General features: G+C 77.1%; 13 protein-coding genes and 1 other RNA gene. 8 read left to right on the top strand and 6 right to left on the bottom strand.

All coding sequences use genetic code 11. The features are described from left to right. Window positions 1–196: 196 nt before the first annotated feature. On the top strand, window positions 197–3,412 hold the full coding sequence (locus IE329_RS19530) for a hypothetical protein (RefSeq protein ID WP_190212209.1): 3,216 nt from the start codon (window positions 197–199) through the stop codon (window positions 3,410–3,412). Between the two features lie 114 nt (window positions 3,413–3,526). On the opposite strand, the gene rnpB is transcribed toward IE329_RS19530, so the two are convergent. The 3 genes from rnpB to IE329_RS19515 form a co-directional block, all read right to left on the bottom strand. Continuing rightward, window positions 3,527–3,929: RNase P RNA component class A (rnpB, locus tag IE329_RS19525), an RNA gene on the bottom strand. Window positions 3,930–3,942: 13 nt separating this feature from the next. Then, window positions 3,943–5,436, bottom strand: coding sequence for an MFS transporter (locus IE329_RS19520; protein ID WP_190212208.1), 1,494 nt, complete (start codon window positions 5,434–5,436; stop codon window positions 3,943–3,945). Between the two features lie 27 nt (window positions 5,437–5,463). After that, window positions 5,464–6,915: an RNB domain-containing ribonuclease gene (locus IE329_RS19515; RefSeq protein ID WP_190212207.1), complete on the bottom strand. Its 1,452-nt coding sequence runs from the start codon at window positions 6,913–6,915 to the stop codon at window positions 5,464–5,466. A 198-nt stretch (window positions 6,916–7,113) separates the two neighbouring features. Here IE329_RS19515 and IE329_RS19510 point away from each other — a divergent pair, with 198 nt between their 5' ends. Next, the gene (locus IE329_RS19510; RefSeq protein ID WP_190212206.1) at window positions 7,114–7,554 is read left to right on the top strand and encodes a DUF3995 domain-containing protein; all 441 of its coding nucleotides are present in this window, start codon (window positions 7,114–7,116) and stop codon (window positions 7,552–7,554) included. Between the two features lie 158 nt (window positions 7,555–7,712). After that, the gene (gene yaaA, locus IE329_RS19505) at window positions 7,713–8,510 is read left to right on the top strand and encodes a peroxide stress protein YaaA (protein WP_190212205.1); all 798 of its coding nucleotides are present in this window, start codon (window positions 7,713–7,715) and stop codon (window positions 8,508–8,510) included. Between the two features lie 155 nt (window positions 8,511–8,665). On the opposite strand, the gene IE329_RS19500 is transcribed toward yaaA, so the two are convergent. From IE329_RS19500 to IE329_RS19490, 3 genes are read right to left on the bottom strand one after another with little or no spacing between them, the layout of a single operon-like run. Next, window positions 8,666–9,817 carry a bifunctional RNase H/acid phosphatase gene (locus IE329_RS19500; protein WP_190212204.1) on the bottom strand — a complete coding sequence of 384 codons (1,152 nt, stop codon included), beginning with the start codon at window positions 9,815–9,817 and terminating at the stop codon, window positions 8,666–8,668. A gap of 3 nt (window positions 9,818–9,820) precedes the next feature. Continuing rightward, window positions 9,821–10,564, bottom strand: a complete 744-nt coding sequence (locus IE329_RS19495) for a zinc ribbon domain-containing protein (protein WP_190212203.1) — start codon at window positions 10,562–10,564, stop codon at window positions 9,821–9,823. A gap of 23 nt (window positions 10,565–10,587) precedes the next feature. Then, complete coding sequence (locus IE329_RS19490; protein ID WP_190212202.1) at window positions 10,588–11,424, bottom strand: Nif3-like dinuclear metal center hexameric protein; 837 nt, start codon at window positions 11,422–11,424, stop codon at window positions 10,588–10,590. A 742-nt stretch (window positions 11,425–12,166) separates the two neighbouring features. Between IE329_RS19490 and IE329_RS19485 the strand changes: the two genes are divergently transcribed. The 5 genes from IE329_RS19485 to IE329_RS19465 all read left to right on the top strand — a co-directional run bounded on the left by IE329_RS19485 (window position 12,167) and on the right by IE329_RS19465 (window position 18,506). Next, on the top strand, window positions 12,167–14,497 hold the full coding sequence (locus IE329_RS19485) for a S9 family peptidase (protein ID WP_190212201.1): 2,331 nt from the start codon (window positions 12,167–12,169) through the stop codon (window positions 14,495–14,497). A 278-nt stretch (window positions 14,498–14,775) separates the two neighbouring features. Continuing rightward, on the top strand, window positions 14,776–14,931 hold the full coding sequence (locus IE329_RS19480) for a hypothetical protein (RefSeq protein WP_190212200.1): 156 nt from the start codon (window positions 14,776–14,778) through the stop codon (window positions 14,929–14,931). Window positions 14,932–15,167: 236 nt separating this feature from the next. Next, a complete protein-coding gene (locus IE329_RS19475) occupies window positions 15,168–15,830 on the top strand; it encodes a class I SAM-dependent methyltransferase (RefSeq protein WP_190212199.1) in 663 nt (220 codons plus the stop codon). A 557-nt stretch (window positions 15,831–16,387) separates the two neighbouring features. Further along, window positions 16,388–17,467, top strand: a complete 1,080-nt coding sequence (locus IE329_RS19470) for a hypothetical protein (protein WP_190212198.1) — start codon at window positions 16,388–16,390, stop codon at window positions 17,465–17,467. 7 nt (window positions 17,468–17,474) lie between these two features. Beyond that, window positions 17,475–18,506, top strand: a complete 1,032-nt coding sequence (locus IE329_RS19465; protein ID WP_229927594.1) for an N-acetylmuramoyl-L-alanine amidase — start codon at window positions 17,475–17,477, stop codon at window positions 18,504–18,506. Window positions 18,507–18,564 lie beyond the last annotated feature (58 nt).

Genomic DNA, 18,564 nt, shown 5'->3' with positions numbered 1-18,564 from the left:
CGGAGGGGCGGACCCGGCGCACGGCCGGGCCCGCCCCTGGTCGGGTTCGCTTCCTCCCTACCACCCCGTGACCGGAGGATCGGGCCCTGCGCCCCGCGTCAGGTACGGAAAACCGGTTGCGCACCGCCGGGGCCGACGCCATGATCACGCCCATGATGATCCGAAAGGCTGGCCTCGCGAACTCCCGGTGATCGCGATGACCTACGACGTTCCCCAGCATCCCGCCCTGTTCGACCGGCTCCCCCGGCCCGCGCGCCAGGCCGCTCTCGCACACCACGCCAGGGCCCTTGCCCCTGACGCGTACGAGGAGCTGCGCGCGGCCCTCGACTCCGGCGACTCCCAGGACCGGCACACCGCACTCTTCTTCGCCGTGGTCCGGCGCGACCTGGCGAGAGTCGTCACGGCTCTCCACGATCCGCTGCTCCGCCCCCGCGCCCTGGCGGCCGCCGGCCGGCTGCCCGTCCCGGACGAGGTCCTGGCCGAGGTCGCCCGCACGGCGCCGCGGGCCCACCGGCACGCCCTCTACCGGCTGCTCCGCCGGAGCAGGCGCCACGCCCTCGCCGACCGCCTGCTCCCCGAGGTGGACCAGCTCCACGGCGGCCAGGAGGCGGCCCGGCTCCTGCCCGCCTGCACCCCCGCCCTGGTCGACGCCTGGCTGCCCCGGCTGCCCGTTCCCGAGGGAGTCCTCTGCTCGCTCGCCCGGACCGCCCCCCGCGCGCTGACGGAGTACCTGCTGCACCAGGCCGACCGACCCGCCGACGCCCGGCTCCCCGTCCGGCAGCGCGACCGGCTGATCACCGGGGCGGCCCGCCGCGACCGGGGGGCCGGACTGGCCGTCCTCCACCACCGCCCGGACCTGCTGCCCGCCGAGGCCGTCGTCCACCTGCTCGCCGAACCGGCCGCGCTGGTGGCCACCGTCCGGCGGAACGCGGTCGACCTGCCCGTTCCGGCCGGCGAACTGCCGGAGCGGGTCCGCCGGGCCCTGCGTGCCCTGCCGGCCGAGGAGCTGGCCCTGCTCGCCAGGGCCTGCCGTCCGCGAGCACCCCTCGGCCCGTTCCGGCAGCCGAGGCCCGAGCCCGTGCTCCAGCTGCTCGAACCGTCCGAGCGGCACCGCGTCGCCCGTGAACTGCTCGCCGCCCAGCCGCGCAACCGCCCGCACGGTCCGCTGCTGCTCGCCCTCGACCCGCGGGAACGGGCCCTCGTGGTGCGCGACCACCTGGCCGGCCGGAAGGGCCGGGAGAACCGCCTGGCCGCCACGGTCAGGTTCCTTCCCCTCGCCGAGGCCGAGGACCGGCTCGCCCGGCTGGCCGGGGACCACAGCCGGCACATGCGCTGCTACGGCTGGTCGGCGCTGCTCCAGTGCGCCGCGCTCAACGGCGATCCCGCCGAGTACGCCCGGGTGCTGCGGCGCAGCGAACGGGCCTGGCACGACCACCCCGAGGTCCGGGAGCTCGCGCTGCTCCGGGCGGCCGAGACGCCGGAGGAGTTCCTCGCCGCCGTGCCGGAGGACGTCCTGCGCGACGCGGCCATGACCGTCCTCCAGGCACGCGACTCGACCGCGCGCTGCCTCGACGCCACCGCGCGCTGGCTCGCCCGGACGATCCGTCAGGCCGCCGGGGCCCGCGACACCGGCCGGGTCGCCGAACTGCTGGCCGTCCTCGCCCAGCTGCGGGAACACCCGCGCTGCACCGAGCCGGTCGGGCCATTGGTCGGGCACCGGCCCTTCGCGTGGAAGGTCTGGGCACGCCTGCGTTCGGACCCCCGGCTGCGCGGGCCGGAGCGGCTGCTGTCGGCGGCGGAGATGCTTCCCCGCCTTCAGGTGGTCGATCACTGGTCGCTGGGGATCGTGAACGGCGAGGACGACCTCGCGGTCCGCGCCCGCGCGGTCCGGCTGCTGCTGCGGAAGAAGTGGACCCGGGAGCGCCGCTGCGAGCAGGTGGTCCGGGCCGACCCGGCCCTCGCCGCGACGGACGAGGTGTGGCGGGTGCTGGTCCGGCGACGGACCGACCTGATCGGCCCCGTCCTGACCGCCCATCGCCGGCTCGCGCTGCCCTGGGTGCCGGCCCTCCCCGCGGACGCCTCCCGTACGGACCGGGCCCTGCACACCGCGCTGGTGGCGCCCCTGGCCCACGGCGAGGACCGGACGATCACGCTGCGCACGGCCGCCGCCGCCGTCCTCACCGACCCCTCCGACCTGCTGGAGGTGATCGGCCGGGCACCGCAGCCGGTGGCCGCCGCGGCCCTGCTGCGGCTGGCGGAGGTCGGCGATCCCGCGAGGACCCTGCCCGTGCTGCTCGCCCAGCTGGGCGGCGGGGTCCGCGGCCGGGCCGCCGCCCGCGGCCTGCGCCGGGTGCTCGCCCGCACGCCGGACGGCGAGGCCGTGGCGCTGCTGCGCGGGACGCTGCTCGCGCCGGACCTCCCGGTCGGCGTCGGCAAGGAGCTCGCCCGGGCCCTCGCCGACCTCCCGCCGGACGCGGCTGCCCGGACGGCCGTCGCCGTCTGGGACCACCCGGGCCTGCACCGCGATGTGCGGGCGGCGCTGGGCGAGCTGATGGTGTGCCTGCTCGACCGGCCGGGTGTGGGCGACCGGCTGCACGGATGGCTCGGTGAACCCGCCGTGCGGGAGGCGGTGCTGGCGGCCCGCGCGCGTCCGCTGCCCGGACCGGCGCGGGCGGCGTGGGAGGAGTTCCTGGCAGCGGCGGCGGTCCATCCCGACCCGGACGTGGTGGAGGACGCCTTCGGCGCGGTGGTCCGGCGCGGCCGTACCGGCGAGGCGGCGGCCCGCGCGGCGGCGGCGCAGCTGCTGGCCTTCGGCCGGGCGGACCGGGTCTGGCGGAAGGCCGCGACGGTGTTCTCCCTCCGCCCGGAGGAGCCGGCCGTGCGGGCCCGGTGGCCGGAGGTGGTCTCCCGGCTGGCCGAGCTGGCCACCGGGGGCGACGGCCGACGGGAGCAGGCCCGGCTGCGGCTGGCCGGACTGGCCGGCGGCACCTTCGGCACCCTGGCGCCGGAACTGCTGGACGGCCTGGTCGAGCCGCTCACCCGGGCCGGCCTGACGGGCCGGGCGGCGCGCGCGGCGCAGATCGTCGCGGTCCGCGCCCTGACGGCCGGCGATCCGGCGCCGCACCTCTGGGACCGCTGCCTCGACCTGGCGGAGGGCCATCCGCTCCGGCTGGCCCAGGTCGCCCAGGACTCCGGCCTCGCCTGGGACGACCGCCCGCCGCCCGAGGCCGCCCTGGCGGTGCTCCAGCATCTCCGGGCCCGCGCCACGACCGCCGCCGCCGCGCTCGCCGTGGAGCTCGTCAGCACCATCGGCGGGCGGGAGTCCTGGCCCCCGCACTGGCAGGAGGAACTGGCCCGCTGGCAGGCCCACCCGGACCCGGACGTCGCGGAGGCGGCCCTGCTCGCCCGCTGAGCGGACGGGCTGCCGTCACGGCCCGGAGCGTCGGCGTCCAGACAACCGGGGCGGACGCAGAAAGGCCCCCTGGCCTGCACGAATGCAGGCCAGGGGGCCTTCTCGGCTGAGCGACGGACGAGCCGGCCTGTACGCCGGGTTTTGTCTCCCGGGGTGCTTGCGCGGCCCGGGGAGGCGGTCATCCATCTAGGGCTGCCGTTGCCGACAGCCTCGTGCGGTCTACCCGCGAGCTCGGGCGAGCAGCCCTCGAACACTCGCGCACGGTGCCCGGAGGCACCGATCTTGACCTTGCTCCGAGTGGGGTTTACCTAGCCGGCCGAGTCACCTCGGTCGCTGGTGGTCTCTTACACCACCGTTTCACCCTTACCGGTGGCCGAGGCCGCCGGCGGTCTGTTTTCTGTGGCACTGTCCCGCGGGTCACCCCGGGTGGGCGTTACCCACCACCCTGCTCTGTGGAGCCCGGACGTTCCTCGGCGGGCCCCCAGAAGGGACCCGACGCGACCGCCCGGCCGGCTCGTCCGCCGTAGTGGTCATCGTAGCCGCTCGGGCGGCGCGTCCCCTACCCCGGCCGGGTCGGGGGTCCGTCCGGGGAGGCGGTCGGGGCCGAATCCGGCGGCGACCTCGGCCGCGGTGCGGGCGGCCCAGCCGGTGGTGGTGACCAGGCCGAGCAGCAGGACGGCGAGGCCGAGGCCGATGATGATCCACCAGCCGGCGTGGCTGGCGGCGGCGAAGCCGGTGGCCACCGGGCCGACGACGGCCGAGGTGACGACGGTGCCGATCACGGCGACCCCGAGGGACTGGCCGACCTGACGGCTGGTGGAGGCGACCGCGGCGGCGACGCCGGCCTGGGCCCGCGGCATGCCGGAGACGGCGGTGTTGGTGATCGGCGCGTTCACCATGCCGAACCCGAAGCCGAACAGCGCGTACGCGACGAGCAGCAGTGCGGCCGGGGCGTCCGCGGTGAGCCTGGTCAGCAGCAGGCCGCTGGCGGCGAGGCCGAGCCCGGCGGCGACCAGCGGCCCGCGCGGGCCGCGACTGCCCACGATCCGCCCGGAGAGCGGGGCGCAGACCAGCATCATGCCGGCCATCGGCAGCGTCCAGAGTCCGGCCTCGACCGGGCTGTAGTGCCGGACGTCCTGGAGGTAGAGGGTGTTGAGGAAGAGGAACCCGCCGAGCGCCGCGAAGGCGCAGACGGCGGTGACGGTGGCGCCGGTGAACGGGACGCTGTGGAAGAACCGCAGGTCGATCAGCGGCTCCGGGACCCGCCGCTCCCAGAGCGGGAAGGCGGCCAGGGCGGCCAGCGCGACGGCCGCGAGGGTCAGGATCAGCGGCGAGGTCCAGCCGTGCTCCGGGCCCTCGATGATGGCGGCGGTGCCCGAGCCGAGCAGGACGATCATCAGCAGCTGTCCGACCGGGTCGAGCCTGCGGGGCTTCGGGGAGCGCGACTCGGGGACGTAGCGGGCGGTCAGCAGGCAGGCGACCAGCCCGACCGGGACGTTGATCAGGAAGACCGACGGCCAGCCGGCGCCGGCGACCAGGAAGCCGCCGAGCAGCGGGCCGAGCGCCATGCTGATGCCGACCACGCCGCCCCAGATGCCGATGGCCCGGGCCCGCTCGCGGGGGTCGGTGAAGGTGTTGGTGATGATCGACATCGCCACCGGGTTGAGCATCGCCCCGCCGACGGCCTGCAACGCCCGGGCCGCGATCAGCCACTCCAGGCTCGGCGCGAGGCTGCAGAACAGCGAGCCGAGGACGAACAGCAGCAGCCCGGTCTGGAAGACCCGGCGGCGGCCGAAGCGGTCGGCCACCGAGCCGAACAGCATCAGCAGGGCCGCGAGCACCAGGGTGTACGCGTCGATGATCCATTGCAGCCCGGAGGCGGGGGCGTCCAGGTCCTTCTGGATCGCCGGGAGCGCGATGTTCACCACGGTGTTGTCCAGACCGACGATGAACAGACTGAGGCAGCAGATCCCGAGGATCAGCTGCCGGCGGCGGCGGCCCGGCGGGGCGGTGAGTTCGACCACCCGCTGATCATCGCACCCGCCGGGGCGCTACGCGGGGGCGAAGCGGACCGTACGGGTGGCGGGGTCCGCCGCCGTCAGCCGGACCCGGATCAGCTCGCCCAGCGGCAGCCGCCGCCCGCCGTCCCCGTCGCACCTGGCCCGGACGGCCGGCTCGCGGAGCTGGACGGTGCCGGTGGCCGGCTTGCGCTCGTCGACGTCGATGACCACCGCGTCGAAGTCCTCGCCCTCGCGGCCGTGCAGGAGTTCGGCCTCCACCAGGTCCACGCAGGCCCGCTCCACCTCGTTGGCCCGGCGGTCCCCGCCGGCCATCAGCGCGGGCAGCAGGGGCAGTGCCCCGCGCACCCAGGACGGCACGTCGGCTCCCCCGGCGACGGCCACGCAGATCTCCAGCGCGAAGCGGTCGGCCAGCCGGCGCAGCGGCGCGGTGCAGTGCGCGTACGGCGCCGCGAGGGCGGCGTGGCCCGGGTCGGCGGGCGCCGGCAGGCCCTGCGACTCGTCGAAGGAGTGGTAGCCGGCGCCGCGCAGCAGGCCGGTGCACTCGTTGAGGAAGGCGGCGTTCAGCGGCACGTGCGGGTCCAGCGAGCGGATCAGCTCCGGGTAGCGCACGGTGTCCGGCCAGTGCACCCGCAGGGCCTCGGCGGTCCGGCGCAGCCGGGCGTAGGCGGACTCGGGCGCGGCGGGCAGGGTGCGGAGCAGGCCGACGCCCGCGTCGAGCATCAGGTCGGCCGCCGCCATGCCGGTGAGCAGGGAGATCTGGGCGTTCCAGCCCTCCACCGGCAGCTGGGCCCGGTAGGCGAGCCGGTAGCCGTGCGGGCTCTCCTCCACCTCCTGCTCGGGGACGGGCAGGCTGATCCCGCCCCGGGCCTGTTCCTGCTGCTCGCGCAGCCGGCCGACGGTGGCGAGCAGGGTCTGCTGCTCGTCGGCGGTGCCGGAGTCCAGGGCCTGCTGGACGCCCGCGTAGTCCAGGCGGCGGCGCGAGCGGACCTGGGCGCGGCGCAGGTCGGCCAGGACCACGGCGCCGTCGGCGTCCAGGTCGATCTGCCAGAGCAGGGCCGGCCGGACCTCGCCCGGCAGCAGGCTGGCGGCGTCCTCGGAGAGCCGGGCCGGATGCAGCGGGACGCGGCGGTCGGGGAAGTAGAGGGTCTGCACCCGGCGCCGGGCCTCGGCGTCGACGGCGCCGCCGGAGCGGACGAAGGCGGCCACGTCGGCGATCGCGTAGTGCACCCGGAAGCCGCCGGGGCGGTGCGCCAGGTGCATGGCCTGGTCGAGGTCGCGGGAGCCCGGCGGGTCGACGGTGAACAGCGGCAGGTCGGTGGCGTCGTGGCCGGGCACCCGGGGTGCCCCGGCCACCTCCTCGGCCTCGGCCAGCACCTCGGCGGGCCACTCGGCGTGGATGTCCAGGCGGCTGCGCAGCTCGGCCAGCTCCGCGTTGATCCGGGCGGAGTCGGCGGCTACGACGCTCAGTTTTCGACGGGGCATGCGCGCAGAATAGGACGTTCCGGGTGATTCCCGGTGGATCTCGGCGACCGGACCGGCGGCGCCGCGGGACGGCGACCGCCCCTGGGGACCCTCCGGCACCCGGCCTGACGGGTCGTCGGGACCGTGGCCCCGGGGCGGGGGCGGCCCGGAGCGGCGATCTGACGGGTCGTAGGGTGGCGGTGTCGAAAGGGGCGGACGATGGACGCGGTACGGGGCACGGGCACGGCGGTGGCGGGGGCGCTCGCGGCGACCGGCGCACTGCACGCGGTGTGGGCGGCGACGCCGTGGCCGCTGCGGACGCGGGAGGACTTCGCGGACGCGGTGGTCGGGGTCGGCGTGGAGGGCCTGCCCTCGCCGTCGGCCTGCCTGGCGGTGGCGGGTGCGCTGGGCGCGGCCGCGTACCTGGTGGGCGCCCGGGCCGGTGCGCTGCCCGCGGCCGGCCCCCGGTGGGCGCGCAAGGCGGGCTCGGGGACGGTCGCGGCCGTCCTGCTGGCGCGGGGCGCGGGCGGGCTGCTGCTGTTCGCGGGCGGGCGGATCGAGCGGACGGAGCGCTTCCGGCGGCTGGACCGCCGCTACTACTCGCCGCTCTGCCTGGCACTGGGCGCGGGCGCGGGCCTGGTCGCGGCCGCCGGGGACTGAAGCCTCGCGCGGGGGCGCGGACCGGGCCCCGGCGACGCCCCCGGGCGGCGGACGGGGGCGCGGTGGCGTCCCCCGGCGCCGGACGCGGTTCCGCACGCCGGGCCCGGGTTGCGTAGGGTGTCGGGGTCAGCTGCCACAAATTGTTGAGGAGTGCCGCCGTGCTGGTCCTGTTGCCGCCCTCGGAGGGCAAGGCCGCGTCCGGGCCCGGGGTGCCGCTGGCGCTCGGCGGGCTGTCGCTGCCGGGGCTGACCGGGGCGCGCGAGAAGGTGCTGACCGCACTGGTGGAGCTGTGCTCGGGGGACACCGACCGGGCGGCCGAGGTGCTGGGCCTGAGCCCCGGCCTGCGCGGCGAGGTGGCCCGGAACGCCGGGCTGCTGACGGCGGGCGCCCGCCCGGCCGGCGAGGTGTACACCGGGGTGCTGTTCGACGCGCTGGGCCTGGCGACGCTGGACGAGGCCGCGTACGCGCGGGCCGAGCGCGCACTGCTGGTGTTCTCGGGGCTCTGGGGTGCGGTCCGGATCAGTGACCGGATCCCGTCGTACCGCTGCTCGATGGGAGTGAAACTCCCGCCGCTGGGGGCGCTCGGGGCGTACTGGCGGAGTGCGACGGCGACCGTGCTGCCGGAGGTCGCCGACGGGCTGGTGCTGGACCTGCGCAGCTCCGCCTACGCGGCGGCCTGGAAGCCGGCCGGCGAGCTGCTCGCCCGGACCGCGACCGTGCGGGTGCTCCAGGAACGCGAGGTGGACGGGGTGCTGAAGCGCTCGGTGGTCAGCCACTTCAACAAGGCCACCAAGGGGCGGCTGGTGCGCGACCTGCTGGTCGCGGGCGCCGAGCCGAAGACGCCCGAGGCCTTGGTGGACGCGCTGTTGGCGCTCGGCTACCGGGTCGAGGTGGCCGCCCGCGGCACCGCCCGCAAGGCCTGGCAGCTGGACGTCGTGGTCACCGAGATCCACTGACCCGGACGCGGTACGCGGAGGAGGGGCGGCACGTACTCGCGTACCGTGCCGCCCCTCCTCCGCGTACCGCAGGCCGTACCCCCGGCCGGCCCGGCGGCGGACGGTCAGCACGAATGGCCGGTCAGGGCAGGTGGCCGGTCAGGGCAGGTGGCCCGTCAGCGCAGGTGACCCGTGTCGTTCAGCAGCCGCACCGAGGCGTTGCCGTCGGTGTAGTACTGGACGGCGGACAGCGCCGCCGCCGAGAGCTCCATCCGGTACAGCGCGTCCGGCGGGGCGCCCAGGGCCAGCCGGACCAGCGTCTTGATCGGGCTGACGTGCGAGACCACCAGGACGGTCCGGCCCGCGTACCGGGCCAGGATCTTGTCCCGGGCGACGCCGACCCGGTGGGCCAGCGTGGTGAAGCTCTCGCTGCCGCCGGTCGGCTTCGCCTTCGCGGAGGCCAGCCAGGCGTCCAGGTCCGCCGGGTGGCGCTCCTGCACCTCGGCGAAGGTGAGGCCCTCCCAGTCGCCGAAGTCCAGCTCGCGCAGGCCCTCCTCGATCCGGACGTCCAGGCCCAGCCGGGCGGCCACCGTCTCGGCGGTCTGCCGGGTGCGCCGCATCGGGGAGCTGACCACGGCCTGGATCGTGCCGCGCGCGGCCATCGCCTCGGCCGCCCGCCCGGCCTGCCAGCGGCCCTTCTCGGACAGCTCCGGGTCGCTTCCGCCGCTGCCGGAGAAGCGCTTCTCCGGGGTGAGCGCGGTCTCGCCGTGCCGCAGCAGGACGAAGGTGGTGGGGGTGCCGAGGTCGGCGGGGGCGGCCCAGCCGGCCTTCGGGGCGGCGGTCTCCAGCGGGGCCGCGGGCTCCGCCCCGGCGGGCACGGCGGCCTTGGGCGCCCTGGGCTCCCACTGCTTGCCGGCCTTCCCCGCGTCCATCGCCTCGTTGGCCAGCCGGTCGGCGTCCTTGTTCCGCTCGCGCGGGATCCAGGTGTACGAGACCTGCCCGCGCGGCAGCACGGTCTTCGCCTCGGCGGCCAGCGGCTGCATGTCGGGGTGCTTGATCTTCCAGCGCCCCGACATCTGCTCGACGACCAGCTTGGAGTCCATCCGGACGTCCACCTCGGCGCCCGGGTCGATCTCGCGGGCGGCCCGCAGTCCGGCGATCAGGCCCTTGTACTCGGCCACGTTGTTGGTCGCGTGCCCGATGAACTCGGCCGCCTCGGCGATGATCAGGCCGGTGTCACCGTCCCGCACCACCGCGCCGTAGCCGGCCGGCCCCGGGTTGCCCCGGGAGCCGCCGTCGGCCTCGACGATGAACCTGCGACCCGCCATGGGTCAGACGCCCGACTCGGCGGTGCGGACCAGGATCCGGCCGCAGTTGTCGCAGCGGACGACGGCGTCCTTCGGCTCGGCCTTGATGGCGTTCAGGTCGGAGACGGCGAACTCGACCCGGCAGCCCTCGCAGCGGCGCTGGTACAGGCGGGCCGCGCCGACGCCGCCCTGCTGGTCGCGCAGCCGGGTGTAGAGCTTGATCAGGTCGGCCGGGATCACCACGGCGACGGCCTCGCGGTCGCGCCACACCTTCTCGGCGTCGGCGTCGATCTCCGCGAAGGCGGCGTCGCGCCGGGCCTCGGCCTCGGCCAGGGTGACGGTGGCGTGCTCCAGGCGGGCACCCAGCTCGGTGACCCGGGTCTGGGCGGACTCCATCCGCTCCATGATCTCCAGGACCACGTCCTCCAGGTCGGACTGGCGCTTCGCCAGCGAGCCGACCTCGTGCTGGAGGTTCTCCAGGTCCTTCGGCGAGGTGATCGCGCCGGAGTCCAGGCGCTGCTGGTTGCGGGCCGAGCGGCTGCGGACCTGCTCGACGTCCTGGTCGGCCTTGGTCAGCTCGCGGGTGGTGTCGCCGAGCTGGGCCTCGGCGGCCACGACCAGCGACTTCAGCGCGCCGTGGTCGGCGGTGGCCTTGTCGATCTCGGCGTGCTCGGGCAGGCTGCGGCGCCGGTGGGCCAGCTGGTCGAGGCGGGAGTCGATGGCCTGCAGGTCGAGCAGGCGGATCTGGTCGGCGGGCGCGGCGTTCAAGCGGAGGGCTCCTGTGAATCGGGTCAGGCGGTGTAGGGCATGGGGGCGTGCGCGGTCCACGGGTCGGTGACCCGGTGGGAGACCTTGGTCTCCAGCTGCCAGTCGTGCTTGTCCGAGACGGCGGCCAGCGACCGTGCGGCGAGGTTCAGCCAGGGCCACTCGGTGGCCCAGTGCGCGGCGTCGACCAGCGCGAGCGGCGCGGCCTCGGCTGCCTCGGAGGCCGGGTGGTGCCGCAGGTCCGAGGTGACGTACGCGTCGACGCCGGCGGCCCGGGCGTCGGCGAGGAAGCTGTCACCGGCACCGCCGCAGACCGCGACCCGGCTGATCAGCCGGTCCGGGTCGCCGGCCACCCGCACGCCGGTGGCGGTGGCGGGCAGGCCCAGGGCGACCTGGGCGGCGAAGGCGGCGAGCGTGAGCGGCGGCTCCAGCAGGCCGATCCGGCCGCTGCCGCGGCGGCCGGCCGGGTCGGCCGGGTCCGGCACCAGTGGGCCGGTGACGCGCAGGCCGACGGCCTCGGCCAGGGCGTCGGAGACGCCCGGGTCGGCGTGGTCGGCGTTGGTGTGCGCGACGTGCAGGGCGATCCCGGAGGAGATCAGACGGTGCACCACGCGGCCCTTGAAGCCGGTCGCGGCGACGCTGGTGGTGCCCCGGAGGTAGAGGGGGTGGTGGGTGACCACCAGGTCGGCCCCCCACTCGACGGCCTCGTCGACGACGTCCTGGACGGGGTCGACGGCGAACAGGACGCGGCCGACCCGGGCTTCGGGATCGCCGCAGACCAGGCCGACGGCGTCCCAGGACTCGGCCCACTGCGGCGGGTAGAGCTCTTCCAACGCGCTGATGACCTCGGACAGATTCGGCACCTGTCGAGACTACCGTGCGCACGGGGCCGTCCGGGCGCACGGCCGCCCGGCCCGGGGCCGCTACCCGCCCCCGTCCGCAGGCCCACCGGCGGGCCGGGGACCGGGCGGAGAGGAGCGGACGCGGACGGACGGGGGCCCGGAGGAGAGGACGGCCGGGGACGGGCGGCCGCCGTCAACGCCGTACGACGGGGCGCCGGACGGCGCGCGGACGCACGTACGGGCCGGCGGGCGGCCGGGGAGCGGCGGGGCGGGCCTGCGGGTAACGCCCGGCGGGCCGCGCACACCGGAGCCCCCGCGCAGGGGCGAAAGCGGAACCGGATCACCCTTATGAGTGAAGTGACCCGCTTCTCGTTGAACCCGCCCGTCCCCGTCAGTAACTTCACTTCAGCGAACGGGAGTTGCCTCGGCCAGGGGTCGGGAAAGGGTACTCCGCCGCAATCTCGGCCCGCGTGGTCAGGCTCCTCGGGCCGCCGCCTCCGGAGCCGGGCCGAGCGGCCCGCGAGGGCCGGCGGAGGCGGCCGGGGCGCTCCCGTTCCCGCCGCTCCTCCGATCACCGCGGAGCGGCTCCGCCCGCGGAGCGCGCCCGCCCCGTCCAAGGGCCTCCCGGCCGGCTGCCGGCCCTCCCGCGAGGGCCGGAGCAGCGGCCGCGGGGGCCGCGGCCGCCCGGCCGGGAGCCGAGGACGACCACCGCCCCCGCCCTGCGGGAGGGGGCCGAGCTGGGAGAGGTACCGGTGAGCACCAAGTGAACGTGGCCACCCGCCGCTCGACCCTGGCCCTGCGCCGGCTGGGCTTCACCTTCGCCTCCGACGGCTCGCACGCGGCCTGTCTGGCCTCCGGCACCGACGGCGGCTGGTACGCGGAGAGCTGGCGGCTCCCCGTGGACGGCCCGGCCCGGCCGACGGCGCTGCCGCTGCCCGGCCACCGCTCGGAGAGCCTGCACTCGCAGCTGGTGTCGCTGGCCGACGGGACGGTCCTGGTCCGCCGGCACGACGGCGACCGGCACGACCTGGTACTGCTGTCGGCCGGCGACGACGACCCCGGACCGCCCGGGCCGGACCAGGCCGGCGGCCCGGCCCTCGCCGGGACGGCCCCGGACCGAGCGGCCTTCGCCGGGACGGCCTTCGCCGGCACCCCCTTCGGCGGGACCTCGTTCGACCTGACCACCGCCGCCGGGAGGCCCCACCACCAGGCGTCCTACGACCAGGCGGCCGCCGGCCGGGCACCCTACGACCAGGCGGCCGCGGCGGCCGCCCCGGCGACCCGGGAGCGGCACCTCGCCACCCTGCGGCTGCCCGGCCTGCGACTGCTGCCGCTCCCCGCCGCACCCGCCCTCACCGGCGCCCCCACGTTCCTCCCCGGCCGCCCCGGCGACGCACCGGTGGCAATCGCCCTGGGCACCGACGCCCGGCCGGTCACCACGGTCTGGCTGGTCCGCACCGACGGGAGCGCCCCCGAACAGGTGGCCGAACTGCCCGGCCTGCACGGCGGCGGGGTCTGGCTGGACCGGGCCGGGCGGCTGCTCGGCCTGGACCGGGTGCACGAGGGCGTGGTCCGGAGCGTGGTGCTGGACCTCGGCCTCGGCGAGGTCACCCCGCTGCTGGAGATCGGCGAGCGGAGCAACGACCGGCTGGTCCTGTTCGACCCCGACTCCCGCTTCATCATGGTGCGCAGCGACGCCCCGGGCGCCGACCGCCTCGGCTGGGGCGTGCTCGGCGGCGCGGTGCCGCTGCGCTTCCCGGACTGCCTGCACGTCCCCGGCGTCTTCCTGCGGCCGGTGGCCGTGCGGTACGCGCCGCCCGGTCCGGCCGGCGGGCCGGAGGCCGTCCCCGGGAGCGTCCCCCGGACCGGCGCCGGCGGCGGCACCGGACTGCCCGAGGACGTCCGGGTCGCGCTCCAGATCGACCACGGCGCGAGCTCCGCGCTGGCGCTCTGGCGGCCGGCCGGCCACCGGCTGGACCCGCTGCCGGTGCCGCCGGGCCGGCTGGGCGCCGTCGCCCACTGGTCGGCGGGCGGCCTGCGAATGCCGTACTCCTCGCCCGACCAGCCCGCCGCGCTGGCCACCCTGGACGTGGACGAGCTGCTCGGCGCGGGCCCGGCGGGCGCGGCCGGCGCGGTACCGCTGCCGCTGCAACTGGCGCCGCTGAGCGGCAGCCTGCCGCAGCCCTGGCGGGAGGCCGCACCGGCGCCGCCCTCGGGCGGCGGGCCCAGGGCCGCCCGGTCCGCGCCGCCCGGCTGGCGGCTGGACGGCAGCGCGCGGCCCGCCGGCGGCAGCCGCTGGCACTCCGCACAGAGTCTCGAACTGGCCGGACCAGCAGGCCCGTTGGAGGCCGTGGTGTACGGCGGGGACGCCTGGCTGAGCAGTCCGCAGCTGGTCCTGGCGTTGCACGGCGGCCCGGCGGACGCCTGGCTGCTGGAGTTCGACCCGACCTTGCAGCGGATGGCGGCCGAGGGCCTGGCGGTGGTCGCCCCCAACCAGCGCGGCAGCACCGGCTACGGCGCCGGGCACGCGACGGCGGTGCACGGCGCCTGGGGCGGGCCCGACCTGGAGGACGTGCTCGGGCTGCTGGAGGGCATCGCGGGCCAGCGCTCGGCCCTCGGCCTGGAACCGCCCGCCCTGTTCGGCGTGAGCTACGGCGCCTTCCTGGCCCTGCTGACCGCCGCCCACGCCCCGCCCGAGCAGGTCGCGCGCTGCGCGGTGGTGGCGCCCTTCCTCTCCGGCGCCCGGCTGCTGGCGGAGGCTTCGGCGCCGGTCCGGGCGCTGACCACCCGGCTGGGCGGCCACGAGCCGGTCACGGACGGGCGGGGCCCGCGCGACGTGCTCCAGCTGGCGCACCGGATCGGCGTGCCGCTGCTGATCCTGCACGGCGACCGCGACGAGGTCGTCCCGGTGGGCCAGTCGCGTTCGCTGCGGCACGAGCTGATCCGGCTCGGCCGGGTCGAGGGGGCCGGCCTCCGGGCCGACTTCCGCTACGTGGAGGCGGCCGGCGCCGGGCACGAGCTGCTCGCCGAGGAGGGCGCGGCGGTGCTGCAGGAGTTGCTGGCGGGCTTCCTGCGGACCGGCAGGACGGGCTGACCGGCCCGCCCGCGCGGGGCCCGCGGGCGCTTCCCGGGGGCACCCGGACGGTTGCCGAAAGTTACCGGGCGGTCGGCACCGGGCGTCCGCGGGGCCCGAGCCGGTCGATAGGATCTGGCTCGTTCCGGCCGTTAGGGTGGCCGGGGCAGAGGCCGTGATCATCCGCCTCCGACGCTCCTTCGGGCGTCCCGCCCGGGGCTTTCCGCCCGGGCGTCCTGCCCTCACCGGTGCCGTGCGGCGGCACCTGACACCCGTACCCTCGCACGGAAGACGATTTGATGTCCGACACCCTCTCCGACACCACCAGCCCCGGCACCGGCGCGAGCAGCACCGAGGACGCCGCGCACGGACGGCACCGCGGCCTGACCGCCCCGGACGACAGCCCCCGGGCGGACGCCCACGGCCGGCACCGCCTGGCCGCCGAGCAGCGCTGAGCGACGGCCCCACCGGCCGGACGCGAACGGCACCGAACCACCCCGCGAGGGCCCGGCACACCGCCGGGCCCTCGCGGTGCTCCCCGGCACCGCCCCGCCGTCGTCCCGGCCGGCGGCGGTCAGGAGCCGCCGGGCGCCCCGGTGCCCTGACGGGCCCCGCCCTACCGTCGAGTAGGGTCCAACCGCCGGGCACCGCCCCGGCCCCACCACCCGCGCCGTCTGCAAGGAGCACCGCGATGTCCGACCTCCGGGAGAGCACCCGCCCCGCACCCGAGGTGCTGGCCGCGTTCGAGGCCGCGACCGGGTTCATGCCGGTGGACGAGGGCCTCGCGCTGTACGCGGTCGCGCTCGACGCGGCCCGGCGCACCGGCCGGCCGCTGCTGGAGATCGGCACGTACTGCGGCCGCTCGGCGATCCTGCTGGCCGCCGCCGCCCGCGAGGCGGGCACCGTCGCCCTGACCGTGGACCACCACCGGGGCTCCGAGGAGCAGCAGCCGGGCTGGGAGTACCACGACCCGACGCTGGTGGACCCGGAGGTCGGCCGGATGGACACCCTGCCGCGGTTCCGCCGGACCTTGCACGCGGCCGGCCTGGAGGAGCACGTGGTGGCGCTGGTCGGCCGCTCGCCGCAGATCGCCGCGCTGTGGGGCGGCCGGCTGGGCCTGGTCTTCATCGACGGCGGGCACACCGACGAGCACGCCACCGGCGACTACGAGGGCTGGGCGCCGCACCTGGACCAGGCGGGCGTCCTGGTGGTGCACGACGTCTTCCCCGACCCGGCGGACGGCGGCCAGGCGCCGTACCGGGTGTACCTGCGGGCGCTCGCCGAGGGGTTCGAGGAGGTCTCGGTGACCGGCTCGCTGCGGGTGCTGCGGCGCGCCGTCCCGGCCGCCGGCTGACCCCGGCCCCGCCACCGCCCGGCCCGGCCCGGGACGGGACGGGCCCGCCAGGTCCCGCCACGTCCCGCCCACCGCTCCCGTCCCGCGGAACGGCCAACCACCCCCGCACCGATCACGGATGCTCTAACGTCGTGCCACGTCGCATGGTTGTCCGGGTGCCGGGGCACCCCGGCCGGGACAGTCCGGGTACGGTGGCCGCGCGGAACTCCGGCGCCGCAGCGACGACACGGCAACGCACGGCGAGGCAGGACGGCGGGGGCGAACGCATGACGGACCAGAACAACACCGCTCCGGCGGTCTGGGACCCCACGGCCCGGGGGGGCGCAGGCGGCTGGGTACGAGGCGGCAGCCAACCGGGCGGACGGAGCGGCGACCAGGGCGGCGCGCCCGGCCCGGACCCGGACGGCCGGCCGGTGCACGACCGGCAGACCCAGCTGCGGCCCGCGCAGGAGCCGCCGGGACAGCCCGGACAGCCGGGACAGCCGGGACAGCCGGCCGGAGCGGGGCAGCCCGGTCCGCCCGCGGGCCCGCCGGCCGGCCGGCCGTACGGTCCGCCGGTGCCGGGGCACGACGCCCCGACCAGGCTCGCGCCCGCCGTGCCGCCGGCGGCTCCCGGCGGCCACGGGTTCCCGCCGCAGGCGGCGGCGCAGGGGCAGGGGCAGCAGCCCTTCCCGCCGCAGCCGCCCCAGCAGGCCCCGTCGTACCCGCAGTCCGCCCCCGGCCAGGGCTTCCCCTCGCACGCCGGCGGCGGCGGGCCGGCCGGCCCGCCCCCCGGCCCGTACCAGCAGGACCAGTTCCCGCCGGACATGTTCCGCCAGGACGCGTACCCGCCGGACCAGTTCCCGCAGTACCAGCAGGGCCCCTACCCCGGCGGGCAGCCCGGCCACGCGGGCTACGAGGCGATCGACCTGGACGACGAGGAGCGCCGGCCCCGCAACCGCACCCCGCTGCTGGTCGCGGTGGGCCTGCTGCTGGTGCTCGGCCTCGGCGGCGGCGTGGTCTGGGCGGTGCAGAACTCCAGCGACGGCCCGGACCGGAAGGCCGCGGCGCCGGCGAGCACCGGGACGGGCGGCGAGCAGCCCGCGCCGCCGCTCAGCGGGGACGCCTCGGCGCCCGCGAGCGGGCCGGCCCCGACCGCCGCGAGCCCGGCCGCGAGCCCCAGCGCCGACCAGGTGAAGGCCCAGACCCAGGCCAGGGCGCTGGACGAGCTGCTGGCCCGCGCCGAGGGCGCCAAGGCACCGATCGGCAGCGCGGTGGCCAAGGTCTCCAGCTGCCCGGCCAAGGCGGACATCGAGAGCGCCGCGCAGGTCTTCGACACCGGCGCCCAGCAGCGCGAGCAGCTGCTCGGCGAGCTGGCCAAGCTCGACGTCGCGGACGTGGCCGGCGGCGCGGACGCCGTGCAGTCGCTGCGGACCGCCTGGCAGCAGTCGGCCGAGATCGACCGGGCCTACGCGGCCTGGGCCAGGGCGGTCTCCGCCCAGGGCTGCCCGGGCAGCAGCGCGCCGACCACCGCCGAGAAGAAGCGGGCGGACGAACTCAACCCGCAGGCCACCCTCGCCAAGAAGGACTTCGTCGCGAAATGGAAACCGGCCGTCGACACCTACGGGCTGACGCCGCGCACCTGGGACAGGATCTGAACGACTCGTGACCGGCACCACCCCTCAGCACCCCGACCCCTCCCGCTCCCCCGACGGCCCGGCGGCCGAGGCCCGGCCCCGGCGCACCCGGCTGCACGTGGTGGCCGTCGTCGGCGCCGTGCTGCCGCTCTGCTTCGCGGGCTGGCTGGGCTGGCAGGCGGTGTCCGGGCAGACCCCCGACGCCTCGCCGGCCGCCGCCTCGGACCCGCTGCCCGACACCGGGCTCCCGACGCCCCGCCCGGCCGGCGCGAGCCCGGCGGGCGCCGGCGAGGGGTCGGCACCGGCCGTCGCCCCGGCGGGCGGCCCCTCGGCGGCCCCCTCCGCGCCGGCCGTCACGACGGCCCCGGCGGCGCCCTCGGGCCGGGTGCTGGTGGGGCGGACCGTACTGATCGACCCCGGGCACAACACCAACAACTCCGCGCACACCACCGAGATAAACCGACAGGTCGACATAGGCAACGCGCGCAAGGAGTGCGACACCACCGGCACCTCGACCAACGCCGGCTACTCCGAGGCCGAGTACACCCTGGACGTCTCGCGGCGGGCCCGGGCGATCCTGGAGGCGCGCGGCGCGACGGTGGTGTTCACCCAGGACGGTGACAAGCCGTGGGGGCCCTGCATCGACGAGCGGGCCAAGGCCGGCAACACCGCGCACGCGGACGCCGCGGTGTCCGTGCACGCGGACGGCGGCCCCGCCTCCGGCAGCGGCTTCCACGTGATCATGCCGGCGAAGGTCGCCGCCGGGCGGGCCGCGAACGCCGCGATCGTCGCGCCCTCGCACCGCCTGGGCCTGCTGCTGCGGGACGGCTTCAAGGCCGCCACCGGCGAGCCGTTCGCCGACTACATCGCCTCGCAGGGCCTGGACACCCGGTCCGATCTGGGCGGGCTGAACCTCTCCACCGTCCCCAAGGTCTTCATCGAGTGCGGCAACATGCGCAACGCGGGCGACGCGCAGCGGATGACGGACCCTCAATGGCGCCAGCTGGCGGCGCAGGGCATCGCCGACGCACTGACGACGTATCTGACCACACCGGGCTGACCAGCGGGGCTGGCTTTTGCAACGACTTCGCCCCATTACGGAGCCCGCCGTGCACACG

The sequence above is a fragment of the Kitasatospora indigofera genome (genome assembly GCF_014655955.1).
In the GTDB taxonomy this organism is placed as follows: domain Bacteria; phylum Actinomycetota; class Actinomycetes; order Streptomycetales; family Streptomycetaceae; genus Kitasatospora; species Kitasatospora indigofera.
This window is presented reverse-complemented; position numbering and strand designations above follow the sequence as displayed.